This is a genomic window from Mycobacterium deserti (assembly GCF_025345615.1).
Classification (GTDB): domain Bacteria; phylum Actinomycetota; class Actinomycetes; order Mycobacteriales; family Mycobacteriaceae; genus Mycobacterium; species Mycobacterium deserti.
On sequence record NZ_JAODWD010000002.1, the window covers coordinates 494,295 to 509,399 of the forward strand.

Consider the following 15,105-nt stretch of genomic DNA (forward strand, 5'->3'; position numbering starts at 1 on the left):
CACAGCACCCGCGTGAGACGGGACCCTGAACTGATGGACGACGGCAAGCGCCGCGCGCAGCGATCCCGGGTCGCGCGCTCGGCGCCGTTCCGTAGCCCCCTGCGCGGTCTGTGGTTGACGTCGGCGTTCGGGGCCGTCCTCCTGGTGACTCTGCCGATCGTGACCATCACCGGGCTGTTGTCGTACATCGCATACGGGCCGCAGTTCGGGCAGGCCATCCCCATGGATGTCGGCCGGCTGAAGCTGCCGACGTTCGACTGGCCGACCGATCCGTCCTGGCTGTACCGGCTGAACCAGGGTCTACATGTCGGGTTGGGGTTGGTGCTGATCCCCGTGGTGCTCGCCAAGCTCTGGTCGGTGATCCCCCGGCTGTTCGCGTGGCCGCCCGCACGGTCGATCGCCCAACTCCTGGAGCGTATCTCGCTGCTCATGCTGGTCGGCGGAATCCTATTCGAGATCATCACCGGCGTCCTGAACATCCAGTACGACTACATCTTCGGTTTCAGCTTCTACACCGCCCACTATTTCGGGGCATGGGTTTTCATCGCCGGTTTCGTCGTCCACCTCGCGATCAAGATCCCGCGCATGCTGACCGGTTTGCGGTCGATGCCGCTGCGAGACGTTCTGCGCACCAAGCGCGTCGACACCGTGCCCGAGCGCTACCAACCCGACGGGCTGGTCTCCGTCGATCCCAGCCCGCCGACGATCAGCCGCCGCGGCGCCCTTGCGCTCGTCGGAGGCGGGGCGCTGTTCATGGCGGTGATCACCGCGGGGCAGACGATCGGCGGGATCACCCGTCAGACCGCACTGCTGTTGCCGCGGGGCCGTACCCGCGGCTCGGGACCCAACGACTTCCAGGTCAACCGCACCGCAGGCGCGGCGGGCATCACCGCCGACGCGACCGGACAGCGCTGGCGGCTGACGCTGACCGGCGGACCCGCGCCCGTCGTATTCGACCGCGAGACGCTGGCGGCCATGCCGCAGCACACCGCCCGGCTACCGATCGCCTGCGTCGAAGGATGGTCCACCACCGAGACGTGGACCGGGGTTCCGCTGCGCGAACTCGCCCGGCTGGCCGGTGTCCCGAACCCCGCATCGGCGTTCGTGCGATCGGTGGAGCGGCGCGGCGCGTTCAACCGGGCCACCCTTCAAGCCAACCAGGTCGCTCATCCGGATTCGCTTCTCGCGCTGCGCGTCAACGACGCCGACCTGTCCTCCGACCACGGGTTCCCGGCGCGGATCATCGTTCCGGCTCTGCCCGGGGTGCACAACACCAAATGGGTCGCCTCCATCGACTTCAGGACGGCGTGAGGTGTTCCGCAGAATCTACGGTTCGCATCCGCTGCACCTGCTGACGTTGATCGCCGGCTTCGCTCTATTCGGCTATGTCGTCGCCACCGTCGGTCCTGCGGCGCTGTGGAACACGCGCACGTGGTGGCAGTCGGTCCTGGTGTGGTTCGCCGCGGCGGTCGTCGCGCACGATCTGCTGCTCTTCCCCGCCTATGCGCTGGCCGATCGAGTTCTGTCGTCGACGCGGCGCATGCCGCTACCGGTGCCGGTGCTGAACTACCTTCGCGTACCTGCGCTGGCCTCCGGCCTGACCTTGATCGTCTTTCTGCCCGGCATCGTCGGTCAAGGCGCACCGGCATACGTTGCGGCCACCGGTCAAACGCAGGATCCGTTCTTCGGCCGGTGGTTGCTGCTCACCGCCGCGCTATTCGCGGTGAGCGCGCTCGTCTACGCGGTCCGACTGGTCAGTGGAGGTCGAGAGTGAGGGTGGGCAAGGCGATCTCGCTCATGGCGGCGGTCCTGTTCGTGGCCGGATGCGCGGACGACCCACCAGCGCAACCGACGTCGTCTTCCACGCCGGTCCCTCCGGCCGAACCGGCCCGCGCAGGCGCGCCCGCGGTGCCGCCGGCCGGCAGGGTCACGCCCCTGCCGAGCGGGCCTGAGGGCATCGTCATCGGTACCTCGGGCATGGCGGCGATCGCCGTGCGTGACCCTGCGGCCATCGTGCTGGTCGATGCGTCGACCGGCGTTGTGCGACAGACAATTCCGGCCGCAGGCGCCGCCCGCCACCTCAGCCTCGCCGGACCCGACGGCCCGGTGCTCGTGCCGTCGGAGACGTCCGACACCCTGTCGGAGATCAACCTCACCGACGGCGCCACGGTGTCGACGACCCCTGGTGTCGGACGCCAGCCGCACGACGCCGTGCGGACCGCCGACGGCACGATCGTCGTCACCAACGAGCGGGGCGGTGGGGTGATCTTCGTTCGCGACGGACGCGTCGTCGCGTCGCTTCCCGCGGGCCCGCCGCAACCCGGCGGGGTCGCCGTCGTGGGGCGCTACGCCGCGGTCGCCGACGTGCAGGGCAACGGCGTCTGGGTGTACGACGGGTCGACCCGCAGACAGGTCGCCCGCGCGCAGATCGGCACGAAGCTGACCCATGCGATCGGACTGTCCGGCGGGCTGGCCGCGTTCGCCGACACCGACGGTGACGCGGTTCTGATCGAACGTATCGATCCACAGGTCACCGAGGTCGCCCGGATCGAGTCGCCGGGCAAGCCGTATGGCCTGGCCTTCGACCCGCAGCGCGGACTGCTCCACGTCACGCTGACCGCCACCAACCAACTGCAGGTGATCGATCTTTCCGAGGCGGCGAGCCCACGGCTGCTGGGCGTGCTTCCAACCGTACAGCAGCCGAATTCCGTTGCGGTGAACCCCCGTTCGGGCGCGGTGCTGGTCACCGGCAGCGGACCTCGAGGCAGTCTGCAGATCATCTCGCCCGACCTGCTGCCGAAGGGCTAGGCCGCGGTCAGGCTGGCCACCACCCGGCTTCCGATCGGATGGATTCCGGTCAGCGCCAGGCCGGCTTCCTCGGCCAGTTCGGCGGCACAGTCGATGCCGACCGACGCCCAGCGGAACCATGGGCCGACCGTCCGCGACGACTCGAGCCGCACCCATCCGGTTCGCAGCCCCGTGGTCAGCGCGTCGAATTCGGCGAGGCAGCGGCCGCCGTGGCCCAGTAGCTCCGACGCGCGTGCGAGCACGCGAAGAGGGTCACCGCCGAGCCCGACGTTGCCGTCGGCGAGGAGCACCGTCTGCCACCGCCCGGCGCCCGGCAGCGGGCCGAACACGTCGCGGCGCAGAACCGGCGCACCCTTGCGTTGCGCCATACCGACGGCGGTGGCGGACTGGTCGACGCCGAGCGCCGGTAGCCCGCGCCGGATCAGTTCGGTCACCAATCGACCGGGACCACAACCCAAGTCGATGGTCGGCCCACTGCACAGGTCGATGAGCGCCTGGTCGAACTTGCCGTCGGCGTGCCTGCCGCCGAGCCACCGGCGGACGGGCAACGCGCGCAGTTCTCCGTCGTCGCGGCGAACCCAACAGCGTTCTCCGTCGAGCGCGCGGTCGTAGAGGTTGCCCCACATGTCAGACCCTCACCGTCCGGGTCGCGCGCACGAACCGGCTACCGGACGCGCACACGCGGCGCACCGCGTCGATGTCGTCGACGGTGTCGACGTCGGCCAATTCGCCCACGAGGTGAACGTTGACGCCGCGGGCGTACAGCGCGGCCAGCGTCAGCGCGCCGGTGTCGCGCCGCGACATCGGGACCGCCCGCAGGCAGTCGGCCATCGACGCGTCCGATACGCCGAGCACCCACCACCCGCCGTCGTCGGCGAGGCCGAGCACCGCCTGCGCCTCGAGCAGTTCCTCTGCGCATTCGGCCAGGATCTCGGCCGACACCTGCGGGGTGTCCATGCCGATCTGCAGCACCGCACCGTTTCCGGCGGCGGTGGCAGCATCGGCGTGCGCGTTGGCGAGACGATCGGCGAAGTCCTCTCCGCGCTGAGGTACGACGGTGAACGCCTCGAGTCGTCGGCGGATGTCGGCCGCGGCGCAGGCGTCGTCGAGATCACCGGTCAGCGCGACCACACGGGCCTGCACGGGGGCCGCGGCCACCGCGTCAAGCGTGTCCAGCAGCGCTGCCGCGGCGATGTCGGCGGCGCCCCGATCGCCCACCGACGTCGCGAGGCGGGTCTTGGCCAGTCCTGGCACCGGGGCCTTGGCGACCACGAGCGCGACCACGGGAAGCACCGTCACGAGATCACCCGCCAGAAATCCACCGCAGCGGTGACACTGCCCTTCAGCGAACCGCTCACTTTCGACTTCCCTCCGGTTCGCGGGCCGTAAGCCACGTCCAGTTCGACGACATTCCAGTTGGCCTGCGCCGCTCGCACCAATAACTCGAGCGGGTACCCAGAGCGCCGGTCGCTAACCCCGAGCCCCAGCAAATCGGTTCGGCGGGCAACGCGCATCGGCGCGATGTCGTGCACGGCCAGCCCATGCCGGGTCCTCAGCCGCCAGCACACCGCAGCGGTGCCGAGCCGCGCATGCCACGGCCAGCGCAGGCCGGGCGCCGCGCGTCGCCGTCCGATCACCATGTCCGCGCCGTCGAGTTCGGCGACAAGGGCGGGAAGCGCTCCTGGATCGAGTGACCCGTCGGCGTCGATGACCGCGACGATCGGAGTCGTCGCCGCGACGACCCCGGCGTGTACGGCCGAGCCATAGCCGGGTTGGGCCTCTTCGACCACCTCGGCGCCGTGCTCGCGGGCCACGTCGCCGGTGCCGTCGGTGCTGTTGTTGTCGACCACCAGAGCGCGGTATCCGTCAGGCATTTGTGCCAAGACCCCGGGTAGCGATTCCGCCTCGTTGAGGCACGGCAGCACGACTGTGACCGGACTCTCAGGCATATCTCCGAAACCTATGCCGTCCAAGACGCCGTCGGCAACGAATCAACAATGACGAAACCATGACATAGGCGCAGGTAGCGGCGCCGCGAGGCGAGGGTCGAGAAATATGACACGGGTGTTGATTGCCGACGACGACAACGTCGTGCGCGATGTTGTGCGCCGCTATCTAGAGCGTGACGGTCTGGATGTGGCGGTCGCCAACAACGGCAGCGAGGCGCTGCGTCTGCTCGGGTCCGAGCGTATCGACGTCGCGGTGCTCGACGTCATGATGCCTGGTCCGGACGGTTTGACCCTGTGCCGGACCCTGCGTCAGCGCGGTGCGTACAACGTGCCCGTGATCCTGCTGACTGCGCTGGGCGAGCAGGAAGACCGGATCGCGGGGCTGGAGGCCGGCGCCGACGACTACCTGACCAAACCCTTCAGTCCCCGCGAGCTCGCGTTGCGGGTGCGCTCGGTGCTTCGACGTTCGCCGTCACCGAGTGCTCGGACTCCGATCGACATCACCGTCGGGGATCTGAGCGTGTCCACGGCGGCGCGGTCGGTGACGGTCAGCGGGTCACCGGTCTCGCTGACCAACCGCGAATTCGACCTGCTGCTGTTCTTCATGACGCATGCTGACACGGTGTTCACCCGCGAGGAGTTGCTCAAGCGGGTGTGGCACTGGGACTTCGGCGATCTGTCCACCGTGACCGTGCACGTCAAGCGGCTGCGGTCCAAGCTCGGCGATCAACACCGTGTGCAGACGGTGTGGGGTCGCGGCTACCTGTGGAGCAGTCCGGGTGCCGACTGACCTGTGGGAGATCGCGTGGTGGGCGTTGGCATGCTCGGTGCCTGTGGTGGTCGCGGGCGCGCTCATCATTCGCCTGGCCCGCTCCTGGTCGCTGGCGGTCAGCATGGTGGCGCTGGTGGTCATACCGGTGCTCGCAACGTTCACCGGTGTCCTCGGCGCCAGCGGGTTCATGGCGACCGAGACGTTCGAGCGCACAGCCATCGTGCTCGTGATCGTGTCGGTGGTGACGATCCCCGCGGCGGTGATGCTGGGCCGCTACCAGGCTCGGCGCACGGTCTGGGAGCAGGAGATCCGCGACGCCGAACGCGCAGCAGAACACTCACGGCGCCGACTGGTGGCGTTCGTCAGCCACGACCTGCGCACCCCGCTGGCGGGAATTCGCGCGGTGGCCGAGGCGATCGCCGATGGCGTGGTGCCCGACGACGAGGTGCGGGTGCACGCCAAAACGATTGAGCAGGAATCGATTCGACTAGCCGAAATGGTCGACGACCTGTTCGAGATGTCCAAGATCAACGCCGGGGCGGTGCAGCCGGCGTTCGACAAGGTCGCGCTCGACGAGGTCGTCGACGATGTACTGGCCGCGCACCGGATCGCCGCCGAACGCGCCGGCGTGTCGTTGAACGCCGAACTCCCCGCCAACCCGGTGCAGGTGCTGGGCAGCGACCGAGCACTGGTACGGGTGCTGTCGAATCTGGTGGCCAACGCGATCGCGCACACGCCGGAGGGCGGTCGGGTGTCGCTGGCGCTCGGCTGTGACGAGAGCGGCGCGTGGGCGCGGGTCGACGACACCGGGGTCGGCATCTCCGAAGCGGACCTGCCGCGGGTGTTCGATGTGGCTTATCGCGGATCGAATGACCGTGTGCCGCGGGCGGATTCGTCACTGCCCAGCGGCTCGGGGCTGGGGTTGGCCATCGCGGCCGGGCTGGTGCAGGCGCACCGCGGGACGCTGTCAGCGCGCAACCTTGCGACCGGAGCCCGCTTCGAGGTGCGGCTGCCGTTGGCGGTCGACGACTGACCTTGGCGAGGACTATTCGACCGCGAAGACGCGCCACGGTCCGGGGACGCCCTTGAGGTCATGCTCACCCCGGTCAGTGAATCCGAGTCGCGAGCCGAGTACGAGCGGAGGGATGACACCCGACACCAGCACCTCACGGGGTCCGGCGAGCGACATGATGCGCGCGGCGACATGTACGGCGATGCCGTGGATGTCGCCGTTCGCCTTCTCGATCTCTCCGGTATGGAGGCCGACGCGAATCTTCAGACCGATGTCGCCGATTGCATCGCGGATCGCACAAGCACACTCGATCGCCCGCGCTGGGCTGTCGAACGTCGCCAGCACGCCGTCGCCGGTGAATTTGACGACTTCGCCGCGCCAGATGTCGACTTGTCGCTTCACCACGCGGTCGTGCTCAGCCAGCGCAGACGTCCAGGCCACATCGCCGAGTTGCGCGGCGCGCTGGGTGGATTCGACGATATCGGTGAACAGCACTGTGGCCAAGACGCGGTTAGACGGTTTCGCGCCTCGTGTGCCGGTAACAAATGACTCGATTTCGTCGACGACGGAATCTGCGTCGCCGGCGAACCACGCGCCGTCGTCTCCGTCGAACTCGACCAGCCGCGCATCGGGGATCCGCTCCACGAGGTTCAGTGCATGTTCGCGTCGCACATCACGATCACCGCGGCGGCGCATCACCAGCGTCGGCGCCTGAACGCTCTCCAGTAAGGGACGGATATCGGTACGCAGGAACAACTCGAAGAGCGCTGTCATAGTTGCCGGCCCGCCGGCAAGTCTTTCGCTGCGCGCCCACCAACGCCGCTTAGCGGCATCGTCTGCCCAGCTAGGCGCCATGAGGTCGACGACGGCACCGGTTCCGATGTTGTCTTTGAGCTCGCCGAGATATTTGGCGAGCACCGGTTCGGGAATTCCGAAGGTGTGATCGGGGGCGCGGAGGAACCGCGCGAAAGCACCCCAGAGCACCAGTGAGCGCACCCGGCTGGGATGAGTGGCGGCCAGCTGTATGACGGGCAACGCAGAGGCCGACAGCGAGAAAACCGACGCGGAATCGCTTTCAGCGGCGTCGAGCACGGCGACGAGCCCGTCGGTCCAGGACTGCATCGCGGGATTGTCCTTGGCCAGCACCGCATCCGAGCTCCCTACCCCGAGCAGGTCCGTGAGGATGACCCGAGAGAACGATGCCAAGCGGTGGAGTAGACCGGCGATTGCCGGCTCGTCCCACAACAAGTCGATCGGGAACGTGCCCGTGGGGACAAAGAGCAGATTGGGGCCGCGCTCACCGATGACCTGGTAGGCGATGCGCGCATCGTCGCCCCGCGTGTAATGCGTCTCGGGCGTGCGCGCCATGGCATGAGCATGCCACTGACGGCTAGGCGCGGACGTCCTTCACGGCGAAGACCGGCCAGGTGTCCGGCACGCCTTTGAGCTGATGGCTGCCGCGGTCGGTGAACGCCAGCCTGGACCCGAGCACGAGCGGTGGGATGACGCCCGACACGAGGACTTCGTCAGGCCCGGCGAGCGACATGATGCGTGCGGCGACATGTACTGCGATGCCATGGATGTCGCCATTGGCCTTCTCGATCTCTCCGGTATGGAGGCCGACGCGGACCTTCAGACCGATGTCGTTGACCGCGTCGCGAATTGCGCATGCACATTCGATCGCCCGGGCAGGACCGTCGAACGTGGCGAGGACGCCGTCGCCGGTGAACTTGACGACCTCTCCGCGCCAGCCCGCCACGTGCCTCTCGATGATGCGGTCATGCTCGGCGAGAGCGGACGTCCACGCCTCGTCGCCCAATCGCGCTGCGCGCTGGGTGGATTCGACGATATCGGTGAACAGCACGGTCGACAGCACGCGATTGGACGGTGGGGCGCCGCGTTGACCGGTGAGAAACGTCTCCACCTCGTCGAGCACCCTGTCGGCATCACCGGCGAACCACACGCTGTCGTCTCCGTCGAACTCGACCAGCCGGGCGTCCGGGATGCGCCGCGCGATGTCGTGCGCGTGCCCCTCGCGCACATGGCGGTCGCCGCGCCTGCGCAACACCAATGTCGGTGCCTGAATGCTGGAAAGCATGGGCCGGACGTCGGTGTGGGCGAATACGTTGAATGCTTTGACCCATTCCCCCGGCCCACCGGCGAGGCGCTCGGACCGCGCCCACCAACGTCGTCTGACGGCGTCGTTGGCCCAACTCGGCGCGAGCACGTCGACGAGCGCGCCCGTCCCGACGTCGCGCCCGAACGCCGCGTTGAACCGGGCGAGCTGCGACTCGGGCAATCCGAAGGACTGATCGGACTGGCGCAGAAAGCAGGCGTACACACTCGCAAGAACCAGAGAGCGCACGCGCTGGGGATGGCTCGCCGCCAGCAACATGACGGAGAGTCCCGCCTCCGTCATCGCGAAGACCGACGCGCGCGTGCTGCCGGCCGCGTCGAGCACCGCAACGAGACCGTCGGTCCACAGCTGCATCGACGGGTTGTCGGCCGGCACCGAATCGGAGCTGCCGATCCCCAGCAGATCCGTCAGGATCAGTCGGCTGAACGACGCCAGCCGGTTCAGGTGTGCAGCAGCGGTGGGCTCGTCCCAGATCAGGTCGATGGGGAAATTCGGGCTGGGGACGAAGAGCAGGTCAGGTCCGCGGTCGCCGACGATCTGATACGCGATGTGGTGGTGGTCACCGTCTCGCGCATAACGCGTCTCCGGGACCCCCGCCATTCGACGAGCATGCCAGCTGACAGGTGACTTCGTGGCCGAGCGTTGTATTTGAGTGATCACTCAACTATGGTCGACGGCATGACCACGAAGACCGCACGCAAGGCACGGCGCAAGTTCAAGTTCGAGCGCCAACTCGGCCGCTCCGTCATGAATCCGGTGGTTGCCGCACTCGACCGCATCGGCATCCGGTCGTCTCTCGTCGTCGACCTGGAGACCACCGGCCGCAAGACCGGCGAACCGCGCCGCGTGCCCCTGGCCGGTCGCGCCGACGACGCGGGGGTCTGGGTCATCTCTCAGCACGGCCGCCGCGCCGGCTGGGCTTACAACATCGCGGCCGACCCACGGGTTCGCGTCCGCGTCAACGGCCAATGGCGCACCGGCACCGCAACTTTCGAGCCTGAGGACGACGTGCGCGCCCGCGCCCGCAGCTTCGGAGGGGCTGGAAAGCTGAGTCAGTCAGCCGCGGCGATGACCATGCGCGCGATGGAGAGCGACCCGATCTCGGTGCGGATCACCTACGACTAGCGATTTGGGCGCGCTAACGATCGTTCAGCGATCGTTAGCGCGCCGAAATCGCAATCGGTCAGTCGGGCAGGGAATTGGTCAGCCGCTCTGCGGCCGCCAGATAGTCCTCGATGAACTCGCGGACCACCTCGCGCGCCGGCTTCACCTTGTTCATCAGGCCGACGCCCTGCCCGACGAAATAGGTCGCCAGCGCCTGAGCGCCCGGATGCCCCTGCGCCGCCAGCACGTCGATGCGCCGGATCACCGGCTCGGCGATCATCGACTGCAGCGGAAGCGGCAGCGGCTTCTGCCCGCCTTCCTGCGGCAGCCACGCGTCCGTCCAATCCGATTTCAGCTGCCGCGCAGGCTTTCCCGTCCGCCCCGCCGAGCGAATAGTGTCGCGCGACGTCGCCGCCAAGAACTTCTGCACCGTGTGCGGCGCCGTCTCGGCCTCCTCCGTCGTCAACCAGACCGACCCGGTCCACGCACCCGCGGCGCCCATCGCGACGGCGGCGGCCATCTGCCTGCCCGTGACGATTCCACCGGCCGCGAGCACCGGGATGTCGCTGCCGATCGCCGCCAGCGCCTCCAGCACCTCGGGGATCAGCACCATCGTCGTCACTTCGCCGCAGTGGCCGCCCGCCTCGGTGCCCTGCGCGACGATCACGTCCACTCCGGCATGCACCTGCTTGACCGCGTGTTCCTTCGCCCCGACCAGCGCCGCGACGGGCACACCGTGCCGCTTGCCCGCTTCGATCATGTAGTCCGGCGGCACGCCGAGGGCGTTGGCGATCAGCTTGATCGGATGACTCATCGCGACGTCGAGCAGTTCCCTGCCGGTGTTGCCCGACAGCGACGCACCACCCATCCGGGCCTGCTCAACCTCGATGCCGTGCGCGGCCAGGACTTCGGCGACGTAGTCCCTTGCGGTCTGCGGGATGCGCCCGGCGAGGTCGTCGGCGGTCAGCTTCTCGCCCTTACCCTCGTAGGTGGCGGGCACGATCAGGTCGACGCCATAGGGCTTGCCGCCGACCTGGTCGTCGATCCACGCCAGCTCCTGGTCCAGCTGTGCAGGCGTGTAGGCCGTGCCGCCGAGCACCCCGAAGCCGCCCGCGTTGGTCACCGCGGCCACGACATCGCGGCAGTGACTGAACGCGAACAGTGGGAAATCGATACCGAACTGCTCGCAGATGGCCGGCTTCACGCCACCAGTATCACTAAGTCACACCGGTCTGCGACAGGAACCCCTCGATCTCGGCGAGCATCTGCCGCCCGTTCAGTAGGGCCGGGTCGTTGTGCCCCACGCCGGGCACCGACAACCATTTCTTGGGTTCGTTGCCCGCGTCGTACAACCGCCTGCTCAGTTCGCCCGGCACTATGTCGTCGCGGTCCCCCGCGATGACTAACAGCGGCACCCGCACTGAACCGATGCGGTCGATCGAGGGATAGCGGTCCAGCAGAAGACGTCGCACCGGCAGCCATGGATAGTGCACAGCGGCCACATCCGGCAGTGACGAGAACGGCGAACGCAGGATCAACGCCGCCGGCGGGCGCTCCGTCGCCAGGCCGACTGCCACTGCGCCGCCGAGGGATTCACCGAAATAGACGATCTTCTCGATATCTTGCTGCGCGGCCAGCCACGCCTGAGCGGCGCGCGCATCGGCGGCAAGGCCGCCTTCGGTCGGCTTGCCCGGATTGCCGCCGTAGCCGCGGTAGTCGAACAGCAAGACCGACAGGCCCATCGTGTTCAACGCCGCGGCCAGTTCGACTCGCATCGACCGGTCGCCGCCGTTGCCGTTGCACACCAGCACCGCCGTATCGGCATCCCGAACCGGGAAATACCATGCGCCAAGCGCGATCCCGTCGTCTGACTGCAGGATGACGTCGCTACCGTTAGGCAGGAAAGTCGCAGCGGGCGGCACCGGACCCGCCGACGGAAAGTAGATCAGCCGCCGCTGCTGCGACCAGATCACCGCGAGCACTCCTGAAGCCACGAGCGTGACGATAACGACAACGATCGCTGCGCGACGCATCTAGCCCCGCAACGGCGCGAACGCGAACTCCCGCAACCCGTCGCGCGGGTCGACGGCTGCGTGAAAGCCGAGCACCTCGCCGGCGCGCGCGGGGTCGGCGACGATATGCCGGACGTCGCCGCTGCGGTACTGGCCGGTGACCACGGGCGGCGCCTCGCCGCGTGCTTCGCACAGTTCCGCGGCCACCTCCATGATTGAGATCGGCCGTCCCGAGCACACGTTGAAGGCGTCGAATCCGCCGAGCTCCGATTCGACGGCCACGACGTTGACCGCGGCGACGTCGTCGACGTGGACGAAGTCACGCATCTGTCCGCCATCCTCGAAAACCCTTGGCACGTCCCCGGACTCGAGCTGCGAACGGAAGATCGCCGCTACCCCCGAATACGGTGTGTCGCGCGGCATGTACGGCCCGTAGACGTTGTGGTAGCGCAGCGCGACGACGGACCCGCCGGTGGCCTCGGCCCACGCCAGCGCGTAGTGCTCCTGGGCGGTCTTGCTCGCGGCGTACAGGCTGCGCGGCCGAAGCGGCGCGGCCTCGGCGACGAGGCGCCAGTGCACCGGCTCCCCACACACGGGGCACCGGTGCTCGAATACGCCGGCATCCAGGTCGGCGCGGGTGCGGGGCGGCGGATCGATCTGCCCGTGCTCGGGGCAGTCGTAGCGGCCTTGCCCGTAGACCACCATCGACGACGCGAGCACCAGTCGGGTGCATCCCGCGGCGAACATCTCGGCCAGCAGCACTGTCGTCCCGTAGTCGTTGTGACTGCCGTACGACGGTGCGTCGGCCGCGTTGACGCCTGCTCCGACCACCGCCGCCTGATGGCACACCACGTCGACGCCTTCCAACAGCGGCGCGATTGCGGCAGCGTCGCGGACGTCGAGCACCCGGCAGCCGGCCGGGGCTTCGGCGCCGGCCCCGTGCGCGGCGTCGAGCATCGCGTCCACCGCGACCACGTCGTGTCCCGCGTCGCGCAGTGCGGCGGCGATGCGGGTTCCGATGAAACCGGCCGCGCCGGTCAGCAGGACCCTCACGGCAGATCGAACGGCAGTTGGACGCCCTCGTGCGGCAGGCAGTGCGTGCACGAATTGACCTGGTCTGTATTTTCCACGGCCTCGTGTACGAGCTTCTTGAACGGCACCAGATTGCGCTCGAATTCGGCGAACACGTCGACGGCGCGGACGCCTGCTCCCGACTCGATACCCGCGTCCAGGTCGGTGACCAGAGCGATCGCGGCATAACACATTTCGAGCTCTCGGGCCAGCACCGCCTCCGGGTAGCCAGTCATGTTGACCAGCGTGAAGCCCTGGCCCGCGAACCACTGGCTTTCGGCGCGGGTGGAGAACCGGGGACCCTGCACCACGACCATGGTGCCGCCGTCGACCACACCGGGCAGGTCGGCCGCGGCCGCGCGCAGCGTCGGGCAGTACGGGTCGGCGAACCCGACGTGAATGCCGCCGGAGTCGAAGTAGGTGTCGTCACGGCCGGAGGTGCGGTCGACCAGTTGATCGGGCACCACCATCGAACCGGGGCCGAGGTCCGCGGTGAGGCTGCCGACCGCGCACGGCCCGAAGACCCGTCGCACCCCCAACGCGCGCAGCGCCCACATGTTGGCGCGGTAGGGCACCGTGTGTGGCGAGAATTCGTGCTTGACCCCGTGCCGCGGCAAAAAGGCGACCTCATGCTCGCCGACGGCGCCGACGGTGATGGGCGCGCTCGGTGCGCCGTACGGTGTGTCCAAATTGACACTGCGGGCGTCGGATCCGAAGAACGAGTAGAAGCCGCTGCCGCCGATGACACCTAACATGCAGCCATTGTCCGTCAGCCCCGGTAGAAGTTGACCGGCGGCAGCGGGCGGATACCGCCGCCGCTGTTGCGGGCGTCGAATCGGACCGTGTCGCTCGTTTGCGCACCTAACGTCAGCGTGCCGACCGAGCGGAAGCGGCCGATGACGCCGCTGACCAGGAAGCGGAATCCGTCGTCGGAGGCACGAACCCCGACGAGGCGAGCAGGAAATGCTGGTCCCGGGCGGGGCCGTACAGATCGGGCAGCTTGACGCAGACGGGACGCCGCTGTCTCGGTCTTGGTCACGCGAAGCAGATATCCGTGCAGGACCGCGGCCAAACTACTGCGCGCTTACGCGTCGGTGATGTCGTCGGCCAGTGTCTTCGACGCGCGTCTGGCCCCGTCACGGATCTCGAAGACGTCCGTGGCGAAGCCGCCGATGGCGTTCGCGATGTCCTTGACGGCCGTCGTGATGATCGAGGTCACGTCGCCGACGGTCGATGCGCCGGACTCGACGATCTCCTGCAGGGCGTCCTTGCGGATCTCCGCCTTACTGAGTCGGTCGTCCATGCGCTCAGTCTGCCACGGTTCGATGCCATGCGAGACTGACGCTCGTGGCCAGTTTCGCCCAGTGGGTCGAGGGCGCCCGTCCGCGGACGCTGCCCAACGCGATCGCGCCGGTGATCGCTGGCACCGGCGCCGCCGCCTGGCTGCACGCCGCGTCCTGGTGGAGGGCATTGCTCGCGCTCGTCGTCGCGGTGGCGATGATCGTCGGCGTCAACTACGCCAACGACTACTCCGACGGCATCCGCGGCACCGACGATGTGCGGGCGGGGCCGCTGCGCCTCGTCGGATCCCGCTTGGCCACACCGCGATCCGTGCTGACGGCGGCCATCGTGAGCCTCGCGGTCGCGGCGGTCGCGGGTCTGGTGCTGGCGTGGTTCAGCGCGCCATGGCTGATCGCGGTCGGCGTGGCGTGCATTGCGGGCGCGTGGTTGTACACCGGCGGTTCGAAGCCGTACGGCTACCTCGGACTCGGCGAGGTCGCGGTGTTCGTGTTCTTCGGTCTTGTCGCGGTGCTCGGAACGCAGTTCACGCAGGCGCTGCGGATCGACTGGGTCGGCGGCGCGATCGCCGTGGCGATGGGATGCATGTCGTCAGCGGTGCTGGTGGCCAACAATCTGCGCGACATCCCGACCGACAGGGAGTCGGGCAAGATCACGCTGGCGGTGCGACTCGGAGATGCCCGAACGCGGGTGCTGTATCAATTGCTGCTTGCGGTGGCGTTCGTGCTGACGCTCGCGTTGATGCGGGCGACGCCGTGGGCCGCGGTCGGATTCGTGGCGCTTCCGCTGGCAGTGCGGGCCGCTGCGCCGGTGCGCAAGGGCCTCGGCGGCCGGGAGTTGATCCCGGTGCTGCGCGACACCGGCCTGACGATGCTGGTGTGGTCCGTGGCCGTCGCGCTCGCTCTTGCGATTTCGGTGCGCTAGCGGTCGGTGAGCGAACG

At 68.4% G+C, this 15,105-nt stretch carries 18 protein-coding genes; 7 read left to right on the forward strand and 11 right to left on the reverse strand.

Features of this window, described 5'->3' with window-relative positions; genetic code table 11:
* The first annotated feature begins 33 nt into the window (after positions 1–33).
* Genes N4S67_RS08580 through N4S67_RS08590 form a run of 3 tightly spaced genes read left to right on the forward strand, consistent with a single transcriptional unit; the run spans position 34 to position 2,808 of the window.
* On the forward strand, positions 34–1,311 hold the full coding sequence (locus tag N4S67_RS08580; protein WP_260992522.1) for a molybdopterin-dependent oxidoreductase: 1,278 nt from the start codon (positions 34–36) through the stop codon (positions 1,309–1,311).
* A 1-nt stretch (position 1,312) separates the two neighbouring features.
* The gene (locus tag N4S67_RS08585) at positions 1,313–1,774 is read left to right on the forward strand and encodes a hypothetical protein (RefSeq protein WP_260992523.1); all 462 of its coding nucleotides are present in this window, start codon (positions 1,313–1,315) and stop codon (positions 1,772–1,774) included.
* Positions 1,771–2,808 (forward strand): hypothetical protein, encoded by a 1,038-nt coding sequence (locus N4S67_RS08590; protein WP_260992524.1) that lies wholly within the window; start codon positions 1,771–1,773, stop codon positions 2,806–2,808. Before N4S67_RS08585 ends, N4S67_RS08590 begins: the two co-directional genes overlap by 4 nt.
* On the opposite strand, the gene N4S67_RS08595 is transcribed toward N4S67_RS08590, so the two are convergent.
* From N4S67_RS08595 to N4S67_RS08605, 3 genes are read right to left on the reverse strand one after another with little or no spacing between them, the layout of a single operon-like run.
* A complete protein-coding gene (locus N4S67_RS08595) occupies positions 2,805–3,434 on the reverse strand; it encodes a class I SAM-dependent methyltransferase (protein ID WP_260992525.1) in 630 nt (209 codons plus the stop codon). The two genes, N4S67_RS08590 and N4S67_RS08595, sit on opposite strands and share 4 nt — an antisense overlap.
* Position 3,435: 1 nt before the next feature.
* Positions 3,436–4,107, reverse strand: a complete 672-nt coding sequence (locus tag N4S67_RS08600; RefSeq protein WP_260992526.1) for a TIGR04282 family arsenosugar biosynthesis glycosyltransferase — start codon at positions 4,105–4,107, stop codon at positions 3,436–3,438.
* Positions 4,104–4,757: a glycosyltransferase family 2 protein gene (locus N4S67_RS08605; RefSeq protein ID WP_260992527.1), complete on the reverse strand. Its 654-nt coding sequence runs from the start codon at positions 4,755–4,757 to the stop codon at positions 4,104–4,106. Before N4S67_RS08605 ends, N4S67_RS08600 begins: the two co-directional genes overlap by 4 nt.
* Positions 4,758–4,863: 106 nt before the next feature.
* Here N4S67_RS08605 and N4S67_RS08610 point away from each other — a divergent pair, with 106 nt between their 5' ends.
* Positions 4,864–5,547 (forward strand): response regulator transcription factor, encoded by a 684-nt coding sequence (locus N4S67_RS08610; RefSeq protein WP_260992528.1) that lies wholly within the window; start codon positions 4,864–4,866, stop codon positions 5,545–5,547.
* Positions 5,537–6,562 carry a sensor histidine kinase gene (locus N4S67_RS08615; protein ID WP_260992529.1) on the forward strand — a complete coding sequence of 342 codons (1,026 nt, stop codon included), beginning with the start codon at positions 5,537–5,539 and terminating at the stop codon, positions 6,560–6,562. Before N4S67_RS08610 ends, N4S67_RS08615 begins: the two co-directional genes overlap by 11 nt.
* A 12-nt stretch (positions 6,563–6,574) precedes the next feature.
* Here the strand turns inward: N4S67_RS08615 and N4S67_RS08620 are convergent, their stop codons facing one another.
* A complete protein-coding gene (locus tag N4S67_RS08620) occupies positions 6,575–7,909 on the reverse strand; it encodes an adenylate/guanylate cyclase domain-containing protein (protein WP_260992530.1) in 1,335 nt (444 codons plus the stop codon).
* A gap of 22 nt (positions 7,910–7,931) precedes the next feature.
* Positions 7,932–9,278, reverse strand: a complete 1,347-nt coding sequence (locus N4S67_RS08625) for an adenylate/guanylate cyclase domain-containing protein (RefSeq protein ID WP_260992531.1) — start codon at positions 9,276–9,278, stop codon at positions 7,932–7,934.
* Between the two features lie 78 nt (positions 9,279–9,356).
* On the opposite strand from N4S67_RS08625, the gene N4S67_RS08630 reads away from it, so the two are divergent.
* Positions 9,357–9,803, forward strand: coding sequence for a nitroreductase family deazaflavin-dependent oxidoreductase (locus N4S67_RS08630; protein WP_260992532.1), 447 nt, complete (start codon positions 9,357–9,359; stop codon positions 9,801–9,803).
* 58 nt (positions 9,804–9,861) lie between these two features.
* Here N4S67_RS08630 and N4S67_RS08635 read toward each other — a convergent pair whose 3' ends face one another.
* The 6 genes from N4S67_RS08635 to N4S67_RS08660 are packed head-to-tail and all read right to left on the reverse strand — an operon-like array spanning position 9,862 to position 14,168.
* Complete coding sequence (locus N4S67_RS08635) at positions 9,862–10,986, reverse strand: NAD(P)H-dependent flavin oxidoreductase (RefSeq protein WP_260992533.1); 1,125 nt, start codon at positions 10,984–10,986, stop codon at positions 9,862–9,864.
* A gap of 13 nt (positions 10,987–10,999) precedes the next feature.
* Complete coding sequence (locus tag N4S67_RS08640) at positions 11,000–11,815, reverse strand: alpha/beta hydrolase (protein WP_260992534.1); 816 nt, start codon at positions 11,813–11,815, stop codon at positions 11,000–11,002.
* A complete protein-coding gene (locus tag N4S67_RS08645) occupies positions 11,816–12,847 on the reverse strand; it encodes an NAD-dependent epimerase/dehydratase family protein (protein ID WP_260992535.1) in 1,032 nt (343 codons plus the stop codon). It abuts the gene before it with no gap.
* Positions 12,844–13,620 (reverse strand): S-methyl-5'-thioadenosine phosphorylase, encoded by a 777-nt coding sequence (locus tag N4S67_RS08650; RefSeq protein ID WP_260992536.1) that lies wholly within the window; start codon positions 13,618–13,620, stop codon positions 12,844–12,846. Before N4S67_RS08650 ends, N4S67_RS08645 begins: the two co-directional genes overlap by 4 nt.
* A gap of 14 nt (positions 13,621–13,634) precedes the next feature.
* A complete protein-coding gene (locus N4S67_RS08655) occupies positions 13,635–13,904 on the reverse strand; it encodes a hypothetical protein (protein WP_260992537.1) in 270 nt (89 codons plus the stop codon).
* Positions 13,905–13,949: 45 nt separating this feature from the next.
* Positions 13,950–14,168, reverse strand: coding sequence for a hypothetical protein (locus N4S67_RS08660; RefSeq protein ID WP_260992538.1), 219 nt, complete (start codon positions 14,166–14,168; stop codon positions 13,950–13,952).
* Between the two features lie 44 nt (positions 14,169–14,212).
* On the opposite strand from N4S67_RS08660, the gene N4S67_RS08665 reads away from it, so the two are divergent.
* Entirely contained in the window at positions 14,213–15,088 is an 876-nt protein-coding gene (locus tag N4S67_RS08665) for a 1,4-dihydroxy-2-naphthoate polyprenyltransferase (RefSeq protein ID WP_260992539.1), read from the forward strand.
* The last annotated feature ends 17 nt before the right edge of the window (positions 15,089–15,105 follow it).

Bases quoted from the DNA above. Each gene is read 5' to 3' on its own strand.
- N4S67_RS08640 (WP_260992534.1), bottom strand. From the start codon at position 11,815: ATGCGTCGCGCAGCGATCGTTGTCGTTATCGTCACGCTCGTGGCTTCA.
- N4S67_RS08630 (WP_260992532.1), top strand. From the start codon at position 9,357: ATGACCACGAAGACCGCACGCAAGGCACGGCGCAAGTTCAAGTTCGAG.
- N4S67_RS08620 (WP_260992530.1), bottom strand. From the start codon at position 7,909: ATGGCGCGCACGCCCGAGACGCATTACACGCGGGGCGACGATGCGCGC.
- N4S67_RS08610 (WP_260992528.1), top strand. From the start codon at position 4,864: ATGACACGGGTGTTGATTGCCGACGACGACAACGTCGTGCGCGATGTT.
- N4S67_RS08595 (WP_260992525.1), bottom strand. From the start codon at position 3,434: ATGTGGGGCAACCTCTACGACCGCGCGCTCGACGGAGAACGCTGTTGG.
- N4S67_RS08625 (WP_260992531.1), bottom strand. From the start codon at position 9,278: ATGGCGGGGGTCCCGGAGACGCGTTATGCGCGAGACGGTGACCACCAC.
- N4S67_RS08650 (WP_260992536.1), bottom strand. From the start codon at position 13,620: ATGTTAGGTGTCATCGGCGGCAGCGGCTTCTACTCGTTCTTCGGATCC.
- N4S67_RS08605 (WP_260992527.1), bottom strand. From the start codon at position 4,757: ATGCCTGAGAGTCCGGTCACAGTCGTGCTGCCGTGCCTCAACGAGGCG.
- N4S67_RS08580 (WP_260992522.1), top strand. From the start codon at position 34: ATGGACGACGGCAAGCGCCGCGCGCAGCGATCCCGGGTCGCGCGCTCG.
- N4S67_RS08660 (WP_260992538.1), bottom strand. From the start codon at position 14,168: ATGGACGACCGACTCAGTAAGGCGGAGATCCGCAAGGACGCCCTGCAG.